The sequence below is a fragment of the Paenibacillus konkukensis genome, from assembly GCF_023523925.1.
GTDB lineage: Bacteria > Bacillota > Bacilli > Paenibacillales > NBRC-103111 > Paenibacillus_S > Paenibacillus_S doosanensis.
Map to the genome: position 1 here is coordinate 3,652,553 of NZ_CP027059.1, position 20,838 is coordinate 3,673,390.

The window sequence follows — 20,838 nt, forward strand, 5'->3', positions numbered from 1 at the left end:
TCCCTTCTGTCCGATTTAGGAAAAAAAGCGGTTCACCCTTAGCGGGTGAACCGCTTTTTCGATCATGCTTATTTCTCCAGTCTTGCTTCCAGCTCCGCTTTTTCTTTCTCGTAGCCCGGCTTGCCGAGCAAAGCGAACATGTTTTTCTTGTAAGCCTCGACGCCCGGCTGGTCGAACGGATTTACGCCCAGCAGGTAACCGCTGATGCCGCATGCTTTTTCAAAGAAATATACCATATACCCGAACGTATAAGCGCTTGTATCCGGCAGTGTCACGATCAGATTAGGCACCCCGCCGTCCGTATGAGCGAGCATCGTGCCTTCGAACGCCTTCTTGTTCACGAAGTCCATCGTCTTGCCGCTCAAGAAGTTCAGCCCGTCCAAATCGTCGGCATCCGTGCCGATCGTAATATGCTCGGCGACCTCCGCCACTTGAATGACCGTTTCGAACAAAGTGCGGTTGCCTTCCTGAATGAACTGGCCCATCGAGTGAAGATCGGTGGAGAAATCGACGGAAGCCGGGTAAATGCCTTTGTTGTCTTTGCCTTCGCTCTCTCCGAACAGCTGTTTCCACCATTCCGAAACGAAATGCAAAGACGGCTCGTAATTGACGAGGATTTCCGTCGTTTTGCCTTTGCGGTACAGAGCGTTGCGGACAGCCGCATATTGGTAGCTCGGATTTTCGGCCAGATTCGGGCTGGAGAACGCCTCTCTGGCATCCGCAGCGCCGCGCATCATCGCTTCGATATCGATGCCGGCCGTAGCGATCGGCAGCAGCCCTACCGCCGTAAGCACGGAATAACGGCCGCCTACGTCGTCCGGAATGACGAAGGTCTCGTAGCCTTCTTCTGTCGCCAGCTTCTTCAGAGCGCCTCTGGCTTGGTCGGTCGTCGCATAAATCCGTTTGCGAGCTTCTTCCTTGCCGTATTTTTTCTCCAGCAGCTCGCGGAAAATACGGAAGGCGATCGCCGGCTCCGTCGTTGTCCCCGATTTGGAGATCACATTGACGGAAATGTCCTTGCCTTCCAGCAGCTGCAGCAAATGCGTCACATACGTCGAGCTGATGTTATTGCCGACGAAGTAAACTTCCGGCGTCTTGCGCTTGCCCTTAGGCAGCAAATTGTAGAAGGAATGGGACAGCATCTCGATCGCTGCGCGCGCTCCCAGGTAAGATCCGCCGATCCCGATAACGACCAAAGCGTCGGAATCCGACTGAATCTTCTTAGCCGCTTGTCCGATGCGCTCGAACTCGGCTTTATCGTAATCGACCGGCAGGTCGATCCATCCCAAATAATCGGAACCTGCGCCGGTTTTATTATGTAATTGCTCATGAGCAAGCCGAATCGGCTCGGCAAGATAGTCAACCTCGTGCTGTTGAATGAAAGATAGTGCTTTACTATAATCAAACGATAATTTTGCGCTCATTTTTCATCCTCCTTAGGGTATTTGAACTTTACGAAACTAGAATACTTTACTTCACAGCATAAAAGCAAGTACGTCATTCACACCGTTTTGGCAAAATGCTACAATAAGACAGAGGTGATTGGATGAAAAAGGTAGGATTTATCGGATTAGGGACCATGGGCAAACCTATGGCCGCCAATCTGTTGAACCAAGGATACGATGTCGTTTTATATAATCGAAGCGTGGAAAAAGCCGCCGAGTTGGTTAAGCTGGGCGCCCGGACGGCAGCAACCCCCATGGAGGCGGCCGAAGGAGCCGACGTCGTCATGACGATGCTGAGTAACGATGCCGTCGTCCTGGAGGCCGTGCTCGGCGAGTATGGCGTCATTCACGGGCTGCGCGCAGGGAAAACCGTCATCGATTGCAGCACGGTATCCCCGGACACCAGCAAACGAATCCATCACGAGCTGCTCGGCCGCGCCGTCGATTTCCTCGACGCTCCCGTTACAGGCAGCAAGCCTGCGGCGGAGAGCGGCACACTTGTGTTTATGGTCGGCGGCGAACAGGCTGCCCTGGAGCGCGAACGCGACATCTTCGAGGCTCTCGGCAGCAAAATCGTCTACATGGGCCCCTCCGGCTCGGGCTCTTACGCCAAGCTCGCCAACAATACGATCGTCGGCATTAATGCGCTGGGCTTGATCGAAGGCTTGTCCATCGCCGCCAAAGCGGGACTCGACGCCGAGCAATTTCTGCAAATCGTGCTGGCGGGCAGCGCGAACAGCAAGCAGGCGGAGCTTAGAGGCGGCCAACTGATCAACCGCGACTTCAGCAGTCAATTCTCGCTGCAGCTGATGTTGAAGGATTTGCTTCTCGCCGGCGACGTAACGAACCGGCTCCAAATGCCTTCTCCGATGCTCAAAGCGGCGGCCGGGCTATTCCAGATGGGACTCGGCAAAGGTCTGGGGGAAGCCGATCTGTGCGCCGTAGCGCAGTGCTATGAGGAATGGATGCATATGCCCATCGGCAAATCCGCCAGCGTCGAGGAGCGCCGTAGGACGGCCCGTCTGCAGCTTCGCGTTCCGATCCATCTCTCCGTGCATCAATGGGAGCAGGAAGGCGCCTTCACAGGCCAGACGATCCCCGGCACGCTGTACGATTTGTCCGGGAACGGACTTCAGCTCATATCCGAATTCCCGCTTGCCGAAGATATGTTCGTCGTCATTCACTTCGCTCAGGAGGCTAAGCTGCCGCCGATTACCGGCAGAGTCATCCGGATCGAAAGCGACAACAGCGGTTCGTTCCGTTACGGCTGCCTGCTGTCGGGTCTGGCTCCCTACGACCGTCTGCAGCTGGAGAACTATATCGCCAGCCATCAACAAGATCAAACCGGCTAGAAGGCGGTGAAACACGCCGACGGAGCATGCGGGACATCGTCTTTCGTTCGTCGTTGTCCCGTAGCCCCTGTAACCTAAAGCTGCCGGTCACTTAAGTCAAATACCCTGCCAAGAAGCATGAATGTGCTTGCCCGGCAGGGTATTTTTCCATCGTTCTTCGTCTGTTTTCTAAGTATCAGGCTCGGATTACTCTGCAATGTAGGAGCAGCAGTAGTCGGTAGGTGTTTTCACCTGCAGCTTGAACTTCGATTTCGCGGGAACGGTAAATTCGCCTGTGCCGTTAATATGAATCCACTCGCTGGAATCGGGAAGCAGCACGTCCAGCTCTCCAGCCTGGATTTCCATAATTTCCTTCGCATCCGTTCCGAATTCATATTCTCCCGGAAGCATAACGCCCAGCGTTTTCTTGGTGCCGTCCGCGAAAATGACGGTGCGGCTGGTTACTTTGCCGTCGAAATAAAAGTTCGCTTTTTTCAATACGGTTACTTGCTCGAATTGGGACATCGCGCTCTGTTCTCCTTTGGAATAGAGGCCGAACCGTCAAGCGGCCCGGCCTTCTTAAGATCATTTATTTCAGCAGCTGCTTCACGCGGGCAACTACATTTTCTACCGTAAAGCCGTACTCTTTAATGACAACCGGACCCGGAGCGGATGCGCCGAAGCGATCGATGCCGAGCACGCTGCCTTGTTCGCCGACATAACGTTCCCAGCCGAAGGAATGACCCATTTCCACGGCAAGACGCGCTTTAACGTCAGGGAGGATAACGGAATCTTTGTACTCCTGCGATTGTTTGTCGAACAGCTCCCAGCTAGGCATGCTGATGACGCGAACTTGCACGCCTTCTTCCGCCAATTGCTTTTGCGCCGCAACCGCCAGCTGTACTTCCGTACCAGTCGCGATGATTTGCGCCTGCGCTTTGCCGCTTGGAGCATCGGACAGAACATAAGCGCCGCGCGCGAGGCTTGCTTTCGCCTGCTCTGTGCCTTCCAGCTTAGGAGCCGCTTGACGCGAGAAGATCAAGGCGACAGGGCCTTTTTTGTTCTCCGCCGCATAGCGCCAAGCCGCAGCCGTTTCGTCGCCGTCCGCAGGACGGATGACCGTTACGCCCGGAATGACTCGCAGGGCGGCCAATTGCTCGATCGGCTCATGCGTAGGACCGTCTTCGCCGACGCCGATGCTGTCGTGCGTAAAGACATAGATCGCAGGCACGCCCATGATCGAAGCCAGACGAATCGCCGGACGCAAGTAGTCGGAGAAGACGAAGAACGTGCCGCCGAATACTTTCAGACCGCCGTGCAGCAGCATCCCGTTGACGGCAGCGCCCATACCGAATTCGCGCACGCCGAAATAGATGTTTTGACCGCTGTAATCTTTGGCCGTCATCACGCCGAGATCCTTCATATGCGTCATCGTGGAGGACTCGAGGTCAGCCGAGCCGCCTACGAGCGAAGGCACGTTTTTGGCAATGGCGTTCAGCACGATGCCGGATGCCGTACGGGTTCCTTTTTCCGCAGGGGCCGCTTCCGGAATGTCTTTATCCCAGCCTTCGGGCAAATCGCCGTTAACGGCCGTTTCGAACTGCTTCGCAAGCTCGGGATATGCCTTCGCATACTCGGCGAACATTTGCTGCCAAGCCGCGTTAGCCTCGATGCCTTTTTGCTTCACAGCAGCGAAGTGAGCGCGCACTTCTTCAGGCACATAGAAATGCTGATCTTCAGGCCAGCCGTAAGCTTTCTTGGTCAAAGCCACTTCGTCCGTGCCGAGCGGAGATCCGTGAGGACCGGCATGTCCGCCTTTGCCCGCTTTGTTCGGGCTGCCGAAGCCGATAATCGTCTTCACTTCGATCAGCGTCGGACGATCGTCGTTCTTCGCTTCGGCAATCGCGCTCTCGATCGCGTTCAGATCGTTGCCGTCCTCAACGCGCAGCACTTGCCAGCCGTAGCCTTCGAACCGGCGAACAGCCGACTCGGAGAAGGACAGGTTGAGCTCGCCGTCCAGGGAAATGTCGTTGGAATCGTACAATACGACCAGCTTGCCGAGCTTCATGTGGCCCGCCAGCGATGCCGCCTCGGAGGAAATTCCCTCCATCAGGTCGCCGTCGCCGCAAATCACGTACGTATAGTGGTCGATAACGTTAAATTGATCTTTATTGTAAACGGAAGCCAAATGCGCTTCCGCCATAGCCATACCGACGCCCATACCGAAGCCTTGTCCCAGAGGACCTGTCGTAGCGTCTACGCCGGCCGTATGGCCCACTTCCGGATGGCCCGGCGTTTTGCTTCCCCACATACGGAATTGCTTGAGCTCCTCCATAGGAAGATCGTATCCGCTCAAGTGAAGCAGGCTGTACAGCAGCATCGAGCCGTGGCCTGCGGAAAGCACGAAGCGGTCGCGGTTAATCCAAGTCGGATTATCCGGATTATGGTTCATCGTTTTGGCGAACAGCTCGTAACCCATCGGCGCAGCGCCCATAGGCATACCCGGATGACCCGATTTCGCCTTCTCGATGGCATCAATGGACAAAGTGCGAATCGTGTCGATGGACAATTGCTCGATCGCTTTATTCAATACTGTCATGAAAAACCCTCCTATAATGTTAGTGAAGCTGCATCTCCCGCCCACGCGGCCTAAAGCCTATAAAATGCGGGAATAAACGGCGTTGTTAACGTGTGCATAACCATTGGCACATAAACTCACTTGCACCATTTTACCATTGTCCGTTTCAGTTTGCCAACCTAAACCTAACGGAAGATTAAAAAAAACGTTTGGAAATGACAAGCAGCCTCGAAGGAATTTCCCGCGTTTTGGCGAATATGTAGTATTTGTCGATCACCGAATCCTGTTCATTTGGAGTGGTAAGAGCCGATTATGAATCATCTGTTGTTAGAGCTGGCCAACATGCGTCAAACGTATCGGAAAATGCTGAATCTATACTGGATCACGATTGTCCTTACCGTTGCACTGGAATATTGCATTCATCAAATGGAAGGCAAGCCGGGGGAAGCCGGACTGCTCGGCACTCTGCTTCTGCAAGCCGTAGGCTTGGCCGCGATAACGGGGATAACGGAGATGCTGTACCGCTATCGCAAAGTTCAAAGCGACGACCTGATGATTATTACGGGCATCCTCTACGCCTCATCCATTATCTACGTCAATCCGACCATCGGCATCGTACCTGCAATATACATCTTTCCCATCCTAACCTCCGTTCTTTCGTTCAACAAGAAACGCATTCTGGCCGCTTTTTCACTTACCTTGGTCTGCTTTGCCGTCATGTATGCGGTCACTCCCGAGCTTCGCGCGTCGATGCAGCCGATTCATGTGATCGGCACGCTGTTTCTGTACGTCGGTACGACGATCATCTCGCTCAATATATCCGTCAGCGGCATCGAGCTGCTCAACAATCTGCGAATCGCCACCGAAGCGAAGCAGGAGCTGCTGGTCAAAAACGTCATCATGGACAAGCTCTCCAAGATGGACGCCCTTACGGATTTATACAATCACAAGACGTTTCACGAATATTTGGAAAAACTCGTCGAGCAGCACGAGCGCAATCACCTGGCTCTACAGCTGGCCATTTTGGACATCGACAACTTCAAAAAAATTAACGACACCTACGGCCACTGGGTAGGCGACATCGTCCTCCAGCGGGTAGCGAACATCATCAAAGAAACGGTGACCCCGAACGATTTTGTCGTCCGCTACGGAGGGGAGGAGTTCGCCGTTATTTTTACGGAAAAAACGATCGAGCAAGCGCTCCGCATCACCGAACAAATCCGCCAAAAGCTGTCGGTTACGATCCATCCCGAGCTCGATTCGCAAGCCGTCACGATCAGCATCGGCCTGCACGAGTATGTGAGAGGCGAAGGCAAAGAAGCGCTGTTCAAAGGAGCCGACGCTTCGCTCTATTCGGCCAAACGAACCGGCAAAAACAAGACCGTCGTGCAAAGCCGACGCGGCAACGACCCCAAGGGAGTCTAACCCTTGCATCTGAACCTGCCTAAGACCGGAATCCTTAGCCCTTCAGGAATTCGGTCTGTTTCGGCATGCCCGCCCGGGTTCCGCCGCATATAAAAAAACGGACCCGTACGCGGGCTTGTCCGCCCGGCTTCCGTACGAATCCGTTTCTTATTTTCTACATGTCGGATTAGCTAAATACGACCGTTTTGTTGCCGTGCACGATGACGCGGTCTTCCACATGCCACGCCACGGCGCGCGCCAGCACCGTACGTTCGATATGGCGGCCGATCCGCTTCAGATCGTCGACATTGTCGCGGTGGCTGACTCGCTGCACGTCCTGCTCGATAATCGGTCCGCCGTCCAGCTCTTCCGTAACGTAGTGCGCGGTGGCGCCGATGATTTTCACGCCGCGGTTATACGCCTGAGCGTAAGGCTTGCCGCCGACGAACGCCGGAAGGAACGAGTGGTGAATATTGATGATCCGGTTCGGGAAATGCTCGATAAATTTCGGCGTAATAATCTGCATATAACGGGCCAATACGACCGCGTCGACCTTCCCGAGCACAAGCTCAAGCTGCCGGCGCTCCGCTTCCGCCTTCGTCTCCGCCGTTACCGGAATAAGATGGTACGGAATGTCGAACGATTCGACCAAAGCTCGCATATCGTTGTGATTGCTGATCACCATCGCGATGTCCGCTTCAAGATCTCCCGCCTGCCACTGCCACAGCAGCTCCAGCAGAGCATGGTCTTCCTTCGAGACGAAAATCGCCAGACGCTTCTTGCGGCTCGCCCGGTTGATGCTCCATTTCATTTGGAACTGCTCGGCCACGACGGAGAAATCCGCCTTCAACTGCTCGCGGCGATCGTCCAGATTTTCGAGGTCGAACTCAATACGTATAAAGAACAAGCCGCCTTCCGGGTCCATCGTATATTGGTCGGATTGGACGATATTGGCTCCATGCTCGTATAGAAAACGGGAAACCGCGGCGACGATGCCCGGCTGATCCGGACAAGAAACAAGCATTCTTGCACGGTTTTTCAAATTGTCCCGCTGGTTTTTAGGCATTACGTTCGGTGTCATAACGCTAACTACTCCTTCATCGATTCAAAATCATTGCCGCTGGACTACAGTTGGAACACTTTTTGGCCTGCCAGCCAGGCCGTCAAACGGTGGTTAATTTGCTCTTCGGACAGCTCCGTGAATACCCGGTGCTCCGCGACCATATCGTACAGCCGTTCCATCGGCTCGCGGCCGTCTTCTTTGCGCTTCTTGGCATCGCTCTTCAGCATCTCCCACGTTTGCAGCACATAATCGCGGTGGTTGACGTCCTGCTTGCCGAAGAAATGCGCCAGTCGCTCGACGTCCTCCATGAAGTTGGAGCCGAATCGCTGCTCTACCGTTCCGCTGAGCAGGGCGATCTCCGCCTCGTACATCGGACGCTGCAGCTTGTCCTCCTTGCCGATCCATGGAGTTTCCAATATGAGCGGAAGATGCGCCAGCTTCTCGTGATGCACGACATTATTCATCGCTTCGAAGCCGATCCATCCTGCGCCTACCGGGGCATGGCGGTCTTTGCTCGCTCCCTTCGGATTTTTGCTGTCGTTCAAGTGAACGACGGCGATCCGGTCCAAGCCGACGATGTTATCGAAATGCTCCAGCACGCCGTCCAGATCATTGATAATATCATACCCGGCGTCATGAACGTGACAGGTATCGAAGCAGACGGATAAACGCCCGTTATCCTCCACCTTATCGATAATCGCCGCCAGCTCTTCGAAGCTGCGTCCCATCTCCGTGCCTTTGCCCGCCATCGTCTCCAAAGCGATATTCACGTTCGTGTCCTTCACGCCGGACAATACTTCGTTAAGTCCTTGGGAAATTCTTGCCAAGCCATACTCGGCGTCCTTTTCCGTATAAGCGCCCGGATGAAGCACGATCTGCTTCACGCCCAAATAGTCGGTGCGGCGAATCTCTTCTTGCAAAAAGCGGACGGCTAACTCATACGTGTCGTCTTTATAGGAACCGAGATTTATAATGTACGGAGCATGAACGATGATTTCGCCAATGCCGTGCTGCTCCATCAACGCTCTGCCTTCCTCGATGAATTGCGATTCTATCGGCTTGCGGCGCGTATTTTGCGGCGCCCCCGTGTATATCATAAATGTAGAAGACCCGTAAGATACTGCTTCTTCCGCAGCGTTCAACAGCCCTTTATCCGAAAACGATACGTGAGAACCGATTTTGACCATCGTATTCCTCATCTCCTTTTTTTCGCACTCTCTCTATTCTACTAGGATTCCCCCTTGTCCACAAGGTGACTTTTGCTTTTGGAACTCTCCAAAGTAAGGTATAATAAGGATGAGGTGACAATAATCATGAATTCCTGGTTTATGTGGTTTATCTTGTTTTGGGTGTTTGTGCTCATTTCCTTCATGTCGATCGGCGGCTACTTTATGTTCCGCAAATTTTTCAAGGTGCTGCCCATGGCGGACGGCAAAAGCAAGCTCGATTGGCAAAACTATTATGTCGAATCCTCCCGTCATCTATGGACCGACGAGGCCAAGGCGTTTCTCGACGTGCTGGTCGATCCCGTGCCTGCGCCGTTCCGCGATATCGCCCGTCATTCCATAGCGGCCAAGATCGGTCAAGTCGCGCTGGAGAGCAAGGCCGACAGCATTACCGAGCAGCACTGCATCGAAGGATATATTTTGGCCACACCCAAAAGAGATTATAAAAGCCTGATTTCGTATTTGGACAAAAAGCAGATCGACTACAGCGCGTTCAAGCATTTGCTCCAATAATCGGCTTTCCGAACGGCATCGGCCAAAACATACAGGGCTTCCGCGATATCCGATCGCCGGAAGCCCTTTGTCATGCGTTTATTTTTTCTTCCCCGGTTTGGAGGTGTCCGGCTTGTCGACGCTAAGCTTAACCGTAAGCGTCGCCGTCGTCCCTCCGACTCTCATCGGATTCGGATTGCGCTGCAGCGTGCGGAAGCCTACCAGCTTGATCCCGTCCAGTTCTATCGTCTTGGGCAGCTCCTCCTGCTTTAAGAAAGCGATCTTCCCGTCCAGAATCAAATACAGATCGACCTTGTCCTGCGATTGCAGATCGACGGTTAAGTACCGGTTCTCCTTGGGCAGCACCGCCGCTTCGATTTCCCCGTTCTGCAGATTTTTCGTTAAAACTCCTTTATCATCGAAATAATCCGTCACATTAACGATCGAATCGTTGGACCAGCTGCCGGATATATCGCCTCCCGTATCCTGCCAGTCCGGATAGTAGGAGGACGTATCGGGATTGTAAACGCCCGAAGATCCGGAACCGCCGCCGCCGCTCCCCGCTGAACCTCCGGAGCTGCCGGCCCCCGTTTGATCCAGCTGAATCGTCGTATAATCTCCGAGCCAGTAATTTTTGCTCAAATAATTGTAGATACGGTTTAAAATCGTCACCGCCTCCGCGCGTGTCACCTTGTCCAAAGGCCGGAAATAACCGAGCTCGTTCGCCGTCATAATGCCCGATGCCTGAAGGCTGGCGAGGCTGCTCGCCTGCGCGTTGGAGAAAGCATCCGTGCCGAAGGAGCAGTCGCTTTTGCCCGTGCCCAGAAACAAGACCGGCAGCACTTCCCCCGCCAACGTCGCTGCGGAGCCCGCCGCGTCGTAACGGCCGTCCGTTTTGGCGGCGTCCTCATATTGATTTTTATTGCCGTACATTGTATACGGAATATCTTTGAAGTCCGACACCACCGAACAGATATCGTTCGGACTCATCCGCCGGTCGATCAGCCGCGTATCGAAAAACGAATACAGCATGTCGGCCAGCTGCAGCCGCGTGAGCTGCATATCCGGACGGAACGTCAGCTGCCCCATATTGGACAGGCCGTACACGCCCCAATTGAACGAGTGGCTGTATATTTCCGATATCGGCTTATAGGCCCAATGCTCCGGCGACACGTCGGCGAAGCCGTCGATTTTTTGCAGCCCCGTCGCATATAAGTTAGGTCGGTATTTGTCGAACAAACGATAGATCATTGCAGTCCATTCGGCTTTGCTGATCGTTTGATTCGGGCGGAACGTTCCGTCCGGATATCCGGTCAGCACTTGCTTTTGCGCCATCAAGTAAATGGAACCGACCGCCCAGCTGTTTTTTTGCGGATCGACATCGCTGAATTCTGCGTCGGCCCGGGCCGGCAGCGCGGGCAATGCAAGCCCTATCATAACCAGCCACATCAGCCATACGCCCTTGATGCGTCGTGTTTTATTCTTCACCGGCATCCCCTCCCATCCACTATATTATATCGGATTCCGCCGGACGATTTGTTAATTCATTCCTTATTTTTTCCTGCCCGCAATGAGGAAGACCGCTGTAAAAATAAGCGCCATCAGCACGGCGCCGATCGCGTCGACCCCTACGTCGATGGCATGACCGGTACGTCCGGCGACAAACGATTGATGCCATTCGTCCGAGGCGGCGTACAGCACCGAGAATACCGTACCGGCGAGGACCGCCGTCACTCTGCCTGCGGGCTTAGCGAGCAGCGTCATGACGCTTAAGAAGCACAGCACCAAATACTCCGTCACATGTCCGCCCTTGCGAATGAAAAACTCGATAAAATCGTACGGCTGGGTCGATGTTACCAATCCGTGATCGTAATAAAATTCGATATGCGGCAGCCATTTCATCAGCAGGTCGTAAGGAAGCCACTCCGCCAGCAGCGGCCGGATATCCTGCTCCGAATAGGTTTGAGCCGATTTTACAAAGATAAGCACGAGCCATGCGCAGGTCAGCGCGAGCCACAACAGAAACTTCCATTTTTTTCGCCGCATCGTAACAAACCGCCTCCATGGGGCATATTAACAAGACGGACGCCGTTCTCCGGCTGCCGCCGCCCGGATTTTTTTGATTATGCAACTCGGAACGGAGACCCTTCGTCCATCCTTTTATAGCGACCGCTGACGATGTTCCGACTCCTTATCGGCTTTCCGGTCACTTTTCCTTCCATCAGTTCAAACAACAAAAAAATCCCTTGTGTCCAAGGGATTGTAGGTTCGTTGGATAAATGCGGTTGAGAGGACTCGAACCTCCACGGGCGTAAGCCCACCACCCCCTCAAGATGGCGTGTCTGCCATTCCACCACAACCGCAAGCTAATATATAATGAGGGAAAAAAACATGAGCCATGAAGGACTCGAACCTTCGACACCCTGATTAAAAGTCAGGTGCTCTACCAACTGAGCTAATGGCTCTTATCAGAGCATGAATTCCGATGAGCCATTCGGTCCCGAAACACATAAATGGTGACCCGTAGGGGATTCGAACCCCTGTTACCTCCGTGAAAGGGAGGTGTCTTAACCCCTTGACCAACGGGCCTTGCCGTACAATTTTCCGTCGTCCTTTTTGACGACAAGTGTTATTATAGCCGAATGCTTTTCGATTGACAAGCCCTTTTTTCAAAAAAATTTTAGCGTTCCCTTTGATGAAACTATGGTATATTGTGACCAATGAGGTGAACCGTCCCAATGATCGTACGAAATCTCGAAACCAATCAAGTGACGGAGCAAGAAATTCGGCTGCCTTCCGCTCAGGAGATCGTCTGGATTCATCTGCTCCGCCCGACTCCATCCGAGGTGCAGCAGGTTGTCGGCGACCTGTTCGGCTGTCATCCCCTGGTCGTGGAGGACTGCACCAAGCTCAACCAGAGGCCCAAGATGGACCGTTACAAGGATCATATTTTCCTCACCTTTTTTGCCGTTGTGGACAAAAAGCTGACGCACGTGGAAATAGGCATCGTGATCGGCGCCAATTTTCTCATTACGATCACCAAGCAGCCGCTCGGCTTCATAGACGATCTGCGGCGGGAACTGCTGGCCGTAACGGAACGAACGGAGCATCCCGGACTTATGCTGCACCGTCTGCTGGACCATTGCGTCGACGGATATACGGATGTGACCGACCATATCGAGGATCTGGTCGATCAGCTCGAGCGCCGCGTATTCCATAATCCGTATCTTCACGTGTCCAAGGATGTGTTTCAGCACAAACGGGCCATTCATAAACTGAGGCGCATTATCGCCGAGGAAAAAACGATCATCGGATCGATTACCCATCACACGTTTCCGTATACGAGAGCTGAAACGGACGTTTATTTCATCGACGTCTACGACCATCTCTCGCGGGTTGTCGATTCGCTGGATACGTTCAGAGAATCGTTCAGCGGTCTGCTCGAGCTCCAAATGAATATGAAGTCGGACCGGATGAACGAGATCATGAAGACTTTAACGATTATCAGTTCCATCTTTCTCCCGCTGACCTTTGTCGTGGGCTTGTACGGCATGAATTTCAAAGACATTCCCGAGCTGAACTGGAGCTTCGGATATGCATACGTCTGGGTCGTGTTAATTGCCGTGAGCGTCGTCATGTGGCTTATTTTTAAGTGGAAAAAATGGATCTAGGTGAATTTATGCAAACATTTCTTTACCTTCTGTTCGGTTACCTGGACGTTATGGCTATTCTGGCCCTGATGTTCAAAACGTTCCGGTGGCCGTTCTGGGAGTTCGGAGCCAAGCTTTCTCTCATCGCCGTGACGTTATCGGTGGCGTCCTATCTGATTCGGATGGTGTGGGATATTCCCAGCTACGACTTGGCCGTTCAGTTTATTTTGTATGTCGTTTTGCTGCGGTATTTGATCAAGGTCAGCCTGTTTCACGCTGTCGATGTGACGGCCGTCGGCTGCCTGGCCTTTAACGTGATTCAATTTATCGTCTATTTCTCGCTGCTGGCGGCGGGCATTGTCTCGGCCGAGGAAGCGCAGCAGCCCGCGGGAACGGGAATCTTCATCATCCAGGTTTCCTGTGAATTATGCTCCTTCGGCATTGCCTACCTGCTGTACCGGTTTCATTACGGGTTTTCGTTCCTGATGAAGCCGCCGCTCGACCTATATATGAGCCGTAAAAGCAGCGGAGGCCAACTGGCCAAAACCGTGATCAATACGATTGGCATCCTGGCTATTTCCAGCTCGGTGTACTGGCTGCTAAATTATCAGGAGTATTTGCTGATTTTATTGATGGTGATCCTCGGAGCGCTAGCCATTCTCGTTTATTTGTACTATAAAAAAGATCTTCAGGATTAGAGGCATGGTGGAAAACGCCCGCTGCGCATGCGAAAGCATCCTCCGATCGCTCCCGTGAAACGGGTGAAATCCGGGAACAAAGGCGAACGCTTCGCTTCTCCAGATGGCTCTCGCTTGATTCGTCGCTTTTTCACCGGGCTTCTAAGCAGCCTGCAGGCCTATCCAGTAGCAGGCGCCGCCGGAAGCGGCCGCGAGCGGTTTCCGGGAACAGCAAAAAACCGCCTTACGGCGGTTTCTTCGTCTACGGAGAGAGAGGGATTCGAACCCTCGCACCACTTACGCAGTCTAACCCCTTAGCAGAGGGTCCCCTTATAGCCACTTGGGTATCTCTCCAAAGTAGTGGCTCCCCGAACAGGACTCGAACCTGTGACAACTCGATTAACAGTCGAGTGCTCTACCAACTGAGCTATCAGGGAATAACAATTTTTAATTTATCATGAATGTTTTTGAATGTCAAGAGTATACAGTTTCAGCTTCCCACGGCATTTGCCGCATGCATATTTGTTCGGGTCGAGCTTTCTTTTACGCAAATATTCCATCCGGCAGTTCGTACATATCAGCTTGTACCGGTAAGGCTCTTTGCGCTTGACCGTCGGCAGCGACCGGCAAAACCGCGTGCCTCCGACCTGCTTCAGCAGCGTTTTGAAATCGGCGTCGCGATGCTGGTACCCCCGGTTCATGAGATGCAGATGATAATGGCACAGCTCGTGCTTAATAATTTTCTCGACATCCTCTGCGCCGAACTGCTCCAGTTGATGCCAGCTGATTTCGATATCATGCGTCTTCGTAAAATAACGCCCTCCCGTCGAGGTTAATCTGCGGTTGAAACGAGCCTTGTGCAAAAACGGACGCCCGAACGAGGTTATCGATATTTGTTCCACCCAATGCTGCAGCTGACGGTCATCCACGGCTTCTCTTCCCTTCGAATCTTTCGTTTTTGTTACTTGAATTGTAACCGCATCATAGGCTAAACTGTCAAGTATACAGGAACGGATGAGAGGAGTAACATGACATGTCCAAAATGAAATACGGCGTACTGCAGCTCGGCGAGCACATTGAATTTGTCGAGCTGCCTGCAACCCATCTCTATCAATTGACCGCCCTTAATCAACGTCTGCACAAAGAACTGGACAAGCTGACCGCCTCCAACGTGCCGTCTCTTCCCAAGGTGATCGCCGAATGCGATAACCTGGAAATCGTCCATCCGCAGTACAAGCTCCATCACGGACTAGAGTACATCAATCAGTTGGAGCAGGCCTTCTCCGCCATTAACGAGAAAGCTTATCCGCTCGTTTCGCTGCTTACGGAAATCCGCGCTCTGCAGGCGCAGCTGGAGCAGTGGTACGAGGAAGAGGAAGAACTGTCTAACTAGGACCTGCACCCATTCGCCCACCCAGCCATATGCTGTATTATGAGACCTTTGATGTAGCCTTTCAAGGAGCAGCGTCCCAGGGTTTGTTAGAACATGAAGCTCCGCTGAAGAGCGGCTCCCTGGATCAACCCCGCTTCGCAGGCACGGCAGGTTTAACAGCATAATGGCAGGAGGGAAGGGGCTGATCGGTTTGCCACAATGGCTTTGCAATCAACTAATGCGAGCGTTCCATAATAAAAACCGCAGACAAATCCGGTTGCTCAACGATTGCTGGTTTTTCTACCGTACGCGCAGAACCGATACGGAGGAATCCTCGTCGTCGCAGCTTTAACATGACCAATAGAGCCTCTAGCGCAGCCCGAGCTGCGTTAGAGGCTCTATTTTCGTCACTCTATTTAATTGAACGCCTATGCGGCATGGAGGGGAGAGCTCGGCTGACGCCGGCTCACGGCTTTTTCATCGTCAGGCTGACGCGGCCCTTCTTGAGATCGACGCTCAGCACCCATACCGTCACCGTATCGCCAACGGAGACAACGTCCATCGGATGCTTCACGTAGGAATCGCTCAGCTGGGAAATATGCACGAGCCCGTCGTTTTTGATCCCGATATCGACGAATGCGCCGAAGTCGATTACGTTGCGCACCGTCCCCTGCAGCTCCATGCCCGGGACCAAATCCTCGATCTGCAGCACGTCCGTGCGGAAGATCGGCGCCGGCAGCTCGTCGCGCGGGTCGCGTCCCGGACGCTGCAGGCTGTCCAGAATATCGCGCAGCGTCGGCACGCCGACGCCCAGCTTCACAGCCAGCTCCGCGGGCTCCAGATGCTGCAGCATCTCCTTCAGCTGCTGCGTGCCGAGCTGCGACAGCTCCAGCTTCAGCTCGCGGAACAGCTTGTCCACCACGTCGTAGGACTCCGGATGGATCGGCGTGTTGTCGAGCGGGTTCTTGCCGTCGCTGATGCGCAGAAATCCGGCGCATTGCTCGTACGCTTTCGCGCCGAGCCGCGGCACCTTCTGCAGCTGCGTACGGCTTACGAATTTGCCGTTATCCTCGCGGAACTTGACGATATTTTTCGCCAGCGTGCTGTTAATGCCGGATACATAAGAGAGCAGCGACGGCGAAGCGGTGTTGACGTCGACGCCCACATGGTTGACCGCGGATTCCACCACAAAGGTCAGACTCTCGTCGAGCCGCTTCTGCGTCACATCATGCTGGTATTGGCCTACGCCGATCGCTTTGGGCTCAATCTTGACGAGCTCCGCCAGCGGGTCCTGAATCCTGCGCGCAATCGAGATAGCGCTGCGCTCCGCAACGTCCAGGTCGGGAAATTCGGATTGCGCCAGCTTGGAAGCCGAGTAGACGCTCGCTCCCGCTTCATTGACGATCAAATACTGCAGCTTCCGCTGTTTGATCTCGCCGATCAAATCGGCTACGAACTGCTCCGTCTCCCGCGAGGCGGTGCCGTTGCCGATAACGATCAGCTCGACGCCGTAGGTTTCGATCAGCTTGCGAAACTTGGCCTTCGCTTCCGCTACTTTATTGTTGGGCGGCGTCGGATAGGTTACGGCGATCTCCAGCATTTTGCCCGTTTCGTCCACGACCGCGAGCTTACAGCCTGTCCGGTACGCCGGATCGACGCCCAGCACGACCTTCCCTTTGACAGGGGCTTGCAGCAGCAGATTGCGCAGGTTTTCGGCGAACACTTCGATCGCCTTCTCTTCCGCCTTCTCCGTCATCTCGCCGCGCACCTCGCGCTCAATCGACGGGGCCAGCAGCCGCTTGTACGCATCCTCGATCACCGCTATCAGCGTATTCTTCGTCACCGAAGCCCCCTTGATCATCTGGCGGCCGATATATTCGTGGATACGATCGTTCTGAACATCGAGCGCCACCTTCAGCACATCCTCGCGCTCGCCGCGATTAATCGCAAGAATCCGGTGCGGAGGCAGCTTGCGAACAGGCTCCTGATAGCTGTAATACATTTCGTAAACCGACTCCTGCTCCGCATCCTTCGCTTCAGTCCGCACAATGCCTTGATCGTATGTATATTTACGCACCCACGCCCTGATTTTGGCGTCGTCGGCGATTTGTTCCGCGATAATATCCATAGCCCCTTGAACCGCTTCCTCTGCGGTCTTGACGGCCTTCTCCTCGCTTACGTAGCGCCCTGCTTCGGCATGTAAGTCGCCTTGTCTCGGCTGAGAGAGTATCCACTCGGCCAGCGGCTCGAGTCCCTTCTCCTTCGCTACGCTCGCGCGCGTCTTCCGCTTCTGGCGGTACGGGCGGTACAGATCTTCCAGCTCCTGCAGCTTGACCGATTGCTCGATCCCCGCTTTCAGCTCCGACGTCAGCTTGCCCTGCTCGTCAATCAGCCGGAGCACCTCCAGCTTCCTCGATTCCAGATTCCGCAAGTACGTCAGACGCTCCTCAATATCCCGCAGCTGATTTTCATCCAGCTCGCCGGTCATCTCTTTACGATATCGCGCGATGAAAGGGATCGTATTGCCCTCGTCCAGCAGCCCGACGGTAGTGCGCACCTTGCCCGCCGCGAGCTGCAGCTCTCCGGCGATCTGCTTCAAAATCCGCTCTTGGATCGCGGCCTTCGCCTCTTCGGTCAACTCGGTCCCCGTTTTCTTATCTTCCAGTTGAAGCACTTCTTCTTTCGACATCGACATGAATAGTTGTCCTCCTCCGCTTTAAGAAACCCTAGTCCCCCGCAAAGGGAGTCATGCTCGTATGCAGCCTCCGCTTGCGCCTTCGCTTAAGATCGATCATCCTGCCAGCCTCCCCCGTATTTAGAGGCGATTCGCCGCCATGCAGCTGCCGGCCGTTCTTAAGTCCCCATACAGATACTTCCATTATAATGCACAAACCGGACTACGCCAAAAATAACGGCCGGAACGAGCCTCATCCATAACGGCCGCGCTGCGGAACCTTGCTCCCCTCAAGCTGAGTTCATCACAAGATGAGCGGGCCTTGAACCAATCCCCAAAAGTGATGTGCTCCTCTAAAGGGTGGGTGCCCTTCGGTCGATAGAGGCTTCCACTCGCTAATTGTAACCCTCTGCAATACCCGCAGGAAATGGCAGCCTCATTTTCCAAGCAAAATAAAAACGAGGAACCTTAAGCTCGGTCCCTCGCTTCAATCCGCGAATGCTTTAAAACTCAATCAAACCCACGCTTACTTGCAATGCGTCGTCGACCTTACGCATCGTCTCCTCGTCCAGGTGAGTGATTTTGTCGGTCAGACGCTGTTTATCAATGGTGCGAATTTGCTCCAGCAATATGACAGAATCTCTGTCAAAGCCGTGGGATTCCGCATCAATTTCCACATGCGTGGGCAGCTTAGCCTTTTGAATTTGAGCGGTAATCGCCGCCACGATAACCGTAGGACTGAAGCGATTGCCAATATCATTTTGAATAATGAGTACGGGCCGAATTCCACCCTGCTCCGAACCTACGACCGGTGAAAGATCTGCAAAAAACACATCGCCTCTTTTGACAATCAATAGTTACACCCCGCTTACTAAACGGTCCAGTGTGTTATCCGCTTCTTCCTCCGCCTGAAATGCCTCCGAGGCCATGTGTAAATTAATTTTCGCCATTTCCATATAGCCGCGCTGCATGGATTCCCTCAGGTGACGTTTCTTCCGTTCCACCAAGTACAGCTTCATCGCCTGGCGAATGAATTCGCTGCGATTGGAGTTTTCCTTCTCCACGATGCCGTCCACTTCCTGCAGCAAATAGTCCGGCAAGCTGATCATAATTCGTTTCGTGTTCTGCGCGTTGGACACCAAGCATGCACCCCCAAAAACATACAAGCAATATTACCATTATGGCGAATATACAGCAAAATTATACAAGATGAGTATATGCAGCAGGTATAGCAATTATGTTATACCTCTTCTTATTATCGTCAATGATCTAACCGCCCGCCGTCCGCTTAAGAACGCTCGGGCCTTTCTCCGTCATATATGCAATCAGGCCGCATCCCCTTGCTATCAGAATCTCAAGTCCTTAAGAATCCACAGAAGTATGTACAGTACATATTCGCGGTTCAACCCGAAAATCCTCCGCACTATTCGCAAAAAGATGACTGGAAAATTCCCCCTTGCCGTCCTTACCCGCGGGCGTTCCAGCCCTGCCGCATCAAAGGATTGACCGTAGAGACGACGGCCCCGTCCCGTATATATACGCGGGGAACGCGATGAGATATCATGCATGTAATCTCATAATTAACCGTACCGAGCCATGCCGCATGATCCTCCGCCGTAATGCGCTCTTCGCCTTGTTTTCCCAAAATGACGACTTCTTCGCCGTTATGAATATCGTCAAGCCCGGTAACGTTCATCATGCATTGATCCATGCAGATTCGCCCGACGATCGGCTTCTTATGCCCCTTGACCAGCGCATAGGCTTTGCCTGTCAGCATTCGCGAGAAACCGTCCGCATACCCGATCGGCAGGGTAGCTATCGTTTCCTCACCCGCCGTATGGTAGACCGTACCGTAGCTGATACCGGCTCCCTCGGGTAATTGCTTCACCATAACGACGCCCGTTTTGATGCTCAGCACGGGTTCCAGCTCGATCGCCTGACGGTTTACCTCGTCAGACGGGTACAAGCCGTACATACTGATGCCGAGACGAACCATGTTGTAGGTCAAATCCGGAGAATCGATTGCCGCCGCACTGTTGCCTGCATGCACATAATCGAACGCGACGCCTTGAGCGGCAAAATGCTGTACAATCCGGTCGAAACGCCGGTACTGCTCCAGCGTATACGACTTATCCTCTTCATCCGCGCAGGCATAATGAGTGAACAGTCCCTCGACATGAAGGCCCGGAATGTGCAGCGCCCGCTCAATAAAGGCAATCGCCTCCGTCTCCGTGGTCAGACCGAGACGGTTCATCCCCGAGTCGATCTTCACATGAACATGAAGCGGCTTCTCCCGCGCCTGCAGACGCTCAAACGCATCCAATACCTCATTGCTGTACACATTGATCGTAATGTCGTGCTCCCAGGCCATCTCCAGCCCCTCCGGCGGCGTATAACCCAGCACCAGAATCGGAGCCGTAATTCCCGCCTGCCTTAGCTCCAGTCCCTCATCCAAAAAAGCAACCGCAATGTATTCCACACCGCAGCGCAGCGCTTCGCGGCTCACCTCCACCGCTCCGTGCCCGTAAGCATCCGCTTTGACCACTGCCATCATTTTCACGTGGGCGGGCAGCACCTTCCGAAATCTCTGCAGATTGCCGCGCAATGCATCCAGAGAAATCTCCACCCGCGTAGGCCGGTAAAACGAATCCATCAAGTCCACCTTCTTCTGCCAAAATCAAGGGAAGCTCCCTGAAACAGGGAACTTCCCCCTCGACAATCCTCGTGTCTTTTAATAAACCTATGTTAATCGGTTTCTCCCCCGGGTGTCAATGAACAATATCTTGAACATCCGGGCGTCAGGATGCCGTCAGTTTTTGGCAGTACCGCCTACGGAAATCATGCTAATCTCCGGATTTTCCTGTCAAGTTACGGGAAAACGCACTCCTTCAGACGCAGCTCGTAATCGGATCGCACGCTCTCCGAA

Annotated in this window: 20 protein-coding genes and 5 tRNA genes; 7 read left to right on the forward strand and 18 right to left on the reverse strand. The window is 53.6% G+C overall.

The genetic code is table 11. The features are described 5' to 3' along the window. Positions 1–68 precede the first annotated feature (68 nt). Positions 69–1,424, reverse strand: a complete 1,356-nt coding sequence (locus SK3146_RS15610; protein WP_249865891.1) for a glucose-6-phosphate isomerase — start codon at positions 1,422–1,424, stop codon at positions 69–71. 122 nt (positions 1,425–1,546) lie between these two features. Between SK3146_RS15610 and SK3146_RS15615 the strand changes: the two genes are divergently transcribed. Further along, entirely contained in the window at positions 1,547–2,797 is a 1,251-nt protein-coding gene (locus tag SK3146_RS15615; RefSeq protein ID WP_349655209.1) for an NAD(P)-binding domain-containing protein, read from the forward strand. Positions 2,798–2,983: 186 nt separating this feature from the next. On the opposite strand, the gene SK3146_RS15625 is transcribed toward SK3146_RS15615, so the two are convergent. Together SK3146_RS15625 and tkt are read right to left on the reverse strand one after the other, a co-directional pair. After that, positions 2,984–3,301 (reverse strand): pyrimidine/purine nucleoside phosphorylase, encoded by a 318-nt coding sequence (locus SK3146_RS15625; protein ID WP_249865892.1) that lies wholly within the window; start codon positions 3,299–3,301, stop codon positions 2,984–2,986. A 64-nt stretch (positions 3,302–3,365) separates the two neighbouring features. Next, positions 3,366–5,375 carry a transketolase gene (gene tkt, locus SK3146_RS15630; RefSeq protein ID WP_249865893.1) on the reverse strand — a complete coding sequence of 670 codons (2,010 nt, stop codon included), beginning with the start codon at positions 5,373–5,375 and terminating at the stop codon, positions 3,366–3,368. 321 nt (positions 5,376–5,696) lie between these two features. Between tkt and SK3146_RS15635 the strand changes: the two genes are divergently transcribed. Then, complete coding sequence (locus SK3146_RS15635; protein ID WP_249865894.1) at positions 5,697–6,779, forward strand: GGDEF domain-containing protein; 1,083 nt, start codon at positions 5,697–5,699, stop codon at positions 6,777–6,779. Between the two features lie 166 nt (positions 6,780–6,945). Here the strand turns inward: SK3146_RS15635 and purU are convergent, their stop codons facing one another. Both purU and SK3146_RS15645 read right to left on the reverse strand, forming a co-directional pair. Further along, positions 6,946–7,839 (reverse strand): formyltetrahydrofolate deformylase, encoded by an 894-nt coding sequence (gene purU, locus SK3146_RS15640; RefSeq protein WP_249865895.1) that lies wholly within the window; start codon positions 7,837–7,839, stop codon positions 6,946–6,948. Between the two features lie 44 nt (positions 7,840–7,883). After that, the gene (locus tag SK3146_RS15645; protein ID WP_249865896.1) at positions 7,884–9,008 is read right to left on the reverse strand and encodes a deoxyribonuclease IV; all 1,125 of its coding nucleotides are present in this window, start codon (positions 9,006–9,008) and stop codon (positions 7,884–7,886) included. Between the two features lie 126 nt (positions 9,009–9,134). Here SK3146_RS15645 and SK3146_RS15650 point away from each other — a divergent pair, with 126 nt between their 5' ends. Next, complete coding sequence (locus SK3146_RS15650; RefSeq protein ID WP_283942826.1) at positions 9,135–9,560, forward strand: DUF2621 domain-containing protein; 426 nt, start codon at positions 9,135–9,137, stop codon at positions 9,558–9,560. A 78-nt stretch (positions 9,561–9,638) separates the two neighbouring features. Here SK3146_RS15650 and SK3146_RS15655 read toward each other — a convergent pair whose 3' ends face one another. The 5 genes from SK3146_RS15655 to SK3146_RS15675 all read right to left on the reverse strand — a co-directional run bounded on the left by SK3146_RS15655 (position 9,639) and on the right by SK3146_RS15675 (position 12,128). Then, positions 9,639–11,027, reverse strand: a complete 1,389-nt coding sequence (locus SK3146_RS15655; protein WP_249865897.1) for an S-layer homology domain-containing protein — start codon at positions 11,025–11,027, stop codon at positions 9,639–9,641. A 63-nt stretch (positions 11,028–11,090) separates the two neighbouring features. After that, on the reverse strand, positions 11,091–11,585 hold the full coding sequence (locus SK3146_RS15660; RefSeq protein ID WP_249865898.1) for a VanZ family protein: 495 nt from the start codon (positions 11,583–11,585) through the stop codon (positions 11,091–11,093). 234 nt (positions 11,586–11,819) lie between these two features. Further along, positions 11,820–11,902, reverse strand: a tRNA-Leu gene (locus tag SK3146_RS15665). Between the two features lie 29 nt (positions 11,903–11,931). Then, a tRNA-Lys gene (locus SK3146_RS15670) sits at positions 11,932–12,004 on the reverse strand. A 49-nt stretch (positions 12,005–12,053) separates the two neighbouring features. Then, positions 12,054–12,128: transfer RNA gene (locus SK3146_RS15675), tRNA-Glu, on the reverse strand. A gap of 149 nt (positions 12,129–12,277) precedes the next feature. Here SK3146_RS15675 and corA point away from each other — a divergent pair. Both corA and SK3146_RS15685 read left to right on the forward strand, forming a co-directional pair. Continuing rightward, a complete protein-coding gene (corA, locus tag SK3146_RS15680) occupies positions 12,278–13,210 on the forward strand; it encodes a magnesium/cobalt transporter CorA (RefSeq protein WP_249865899.1) in 933 nt (310 codons plus the stop codon). Positions 13,211–13,260: 50 nt separating this feature from the next. Continuing rightward, a complete protein-coding gene (locus tag SK3146_RS15685; protein ID WP_249865900.1) occupies positions 13,261–13,887 on the forward strand; it encodes a hypothetical protein in 627 nt (208 codons plus the stop codon). A gap of 244 nt (positions 13,888–14,131) precedes the next feature. Here the strand turns inward: SK3146_RS15685 and SK3146_RS15690 are convergent. The 3 genes from SK3146_RS15690 to SK3146_RS15700 form a co-directional block, all read right to left on the reverse strand. Further along, positions 14,132–14,220, reverse strand: a tRNA-Ser gene (locus tag SK3146_RS15690). Between the two features lie 7 nt (positions 14,221–14,227). Beyond that, positions 14,228–14,303: transfer RNA gene (locus SK3146_RS15695), tRNA-Asn, on the reverse strand. A gap of 18 nt (positions 14,304–14,321) precedes the next feature. Then, positions 14,322–14,795, reverse strand: a complete 474-nt coding sequence (locus tag SK3146_RS15700; protein WP_249865901.1) for a SprT family protein — start codon at positions 14,793–14,795, stop codon at positions 14,322–14,324. A 104-nt stretch (positions 14,796–14,899) separates the two neighbouring features. Here SK3146_RS15700 and SK3146_RS15705 point away from each other — a divergent pair, with 104 nt between their 5' ends. Then, positions 14,900–15,259, forward strand: coding sequence for a hydrolase/acyltransferase (locus SK3146_RS15705; RefSeq protein ID WP_249865902.1), 360 nt, complete (start codon positions 14,900–14,902; stop codon positions 15,257–15,259). A gap of 190 nt (positions 15,260–15,449) precedes the next feature. Further along, positions 15,450–15,590, forward strand: a complete 141-nt coding sequence (gene cmpA, locus SK3146_RS15710; protein WP_249865903.1) for a cortex morphogenetic protein CmpA — start codon at positions 15,450–15,452, stop codon at positions 15,588–15,590. A gap of 114 nt (positions 15,591–15,704) precedes the next feature. Here cmpA and SK3146_RS15715 read toward each other — a convergent pair whose 3' ends face one another. The 5 genes from SK3146_RS15715 to alr form a co-directional block, all read right to left on the reverse strand. Then, on the reverse strand, positions 15,705–17,933 hold the full coding sequence (locus SK3146_RS15715) for a Tex family protein (protein ID WP_434006876.1): 2,229 nt from the start codon (positions 17,931–17,933) through the stop codon (positions 15,705–15,707). Positions 17,934–17,964: 31 nt separating this feature from the next. Then, positions 17,965–18,117, reverse strand: a complete 153-nt coding sequence (locus SK3146_RS15720) for a hypothetical protein (RefSeq protein WP_249865904.1) — start codon at positions 18,115–18,117, stop codon at positions 17,965–17,967. A gap of 298 nt (positions 18,118–18,415) precedes the next feature. Beyond that, positions 18,416–18,766 carry a type II toxin-antitoxin system PemK/MazF family toxin gene (locus SK3146_RS15725; RefSeq protein WP_028553083.1) on the reverse strand — a complete coding sequence of 117 codons (351 nt, stop codon included), beginning with the start codon at positions 18,764–18,766 and terminating at the stop codon, positions 18,416–18,418. Positions 18,767–18,769: 3 nt separating this feature from the next. Next, positions 18,770–19,051, reverse strand: a complete 282-nt coding sequence (locus tag SK3146_RS15730) for a CopG family ribbon-helix-helix protein (RefSeq protein WP_028553084.1) — start codon at positions 19,049–19,051, stop codon at positions 18,770–18,772. Positions 19,052–19,377: 326 nt separating this feature from the next. Continuing rightward, positions 19,378–20,565: an alanine racemase gene (alr, locus tag SK3146_RS15735; protein ID WP_249865905.1), complete on the reverse strand. Its 1,188-nt coding sequence runs from the start codon at positions 20,563–20,565 to the stop codon at positions 19,378–19,380. Positions 20,566–20,838: the final 273 nt, after the last annotated feature.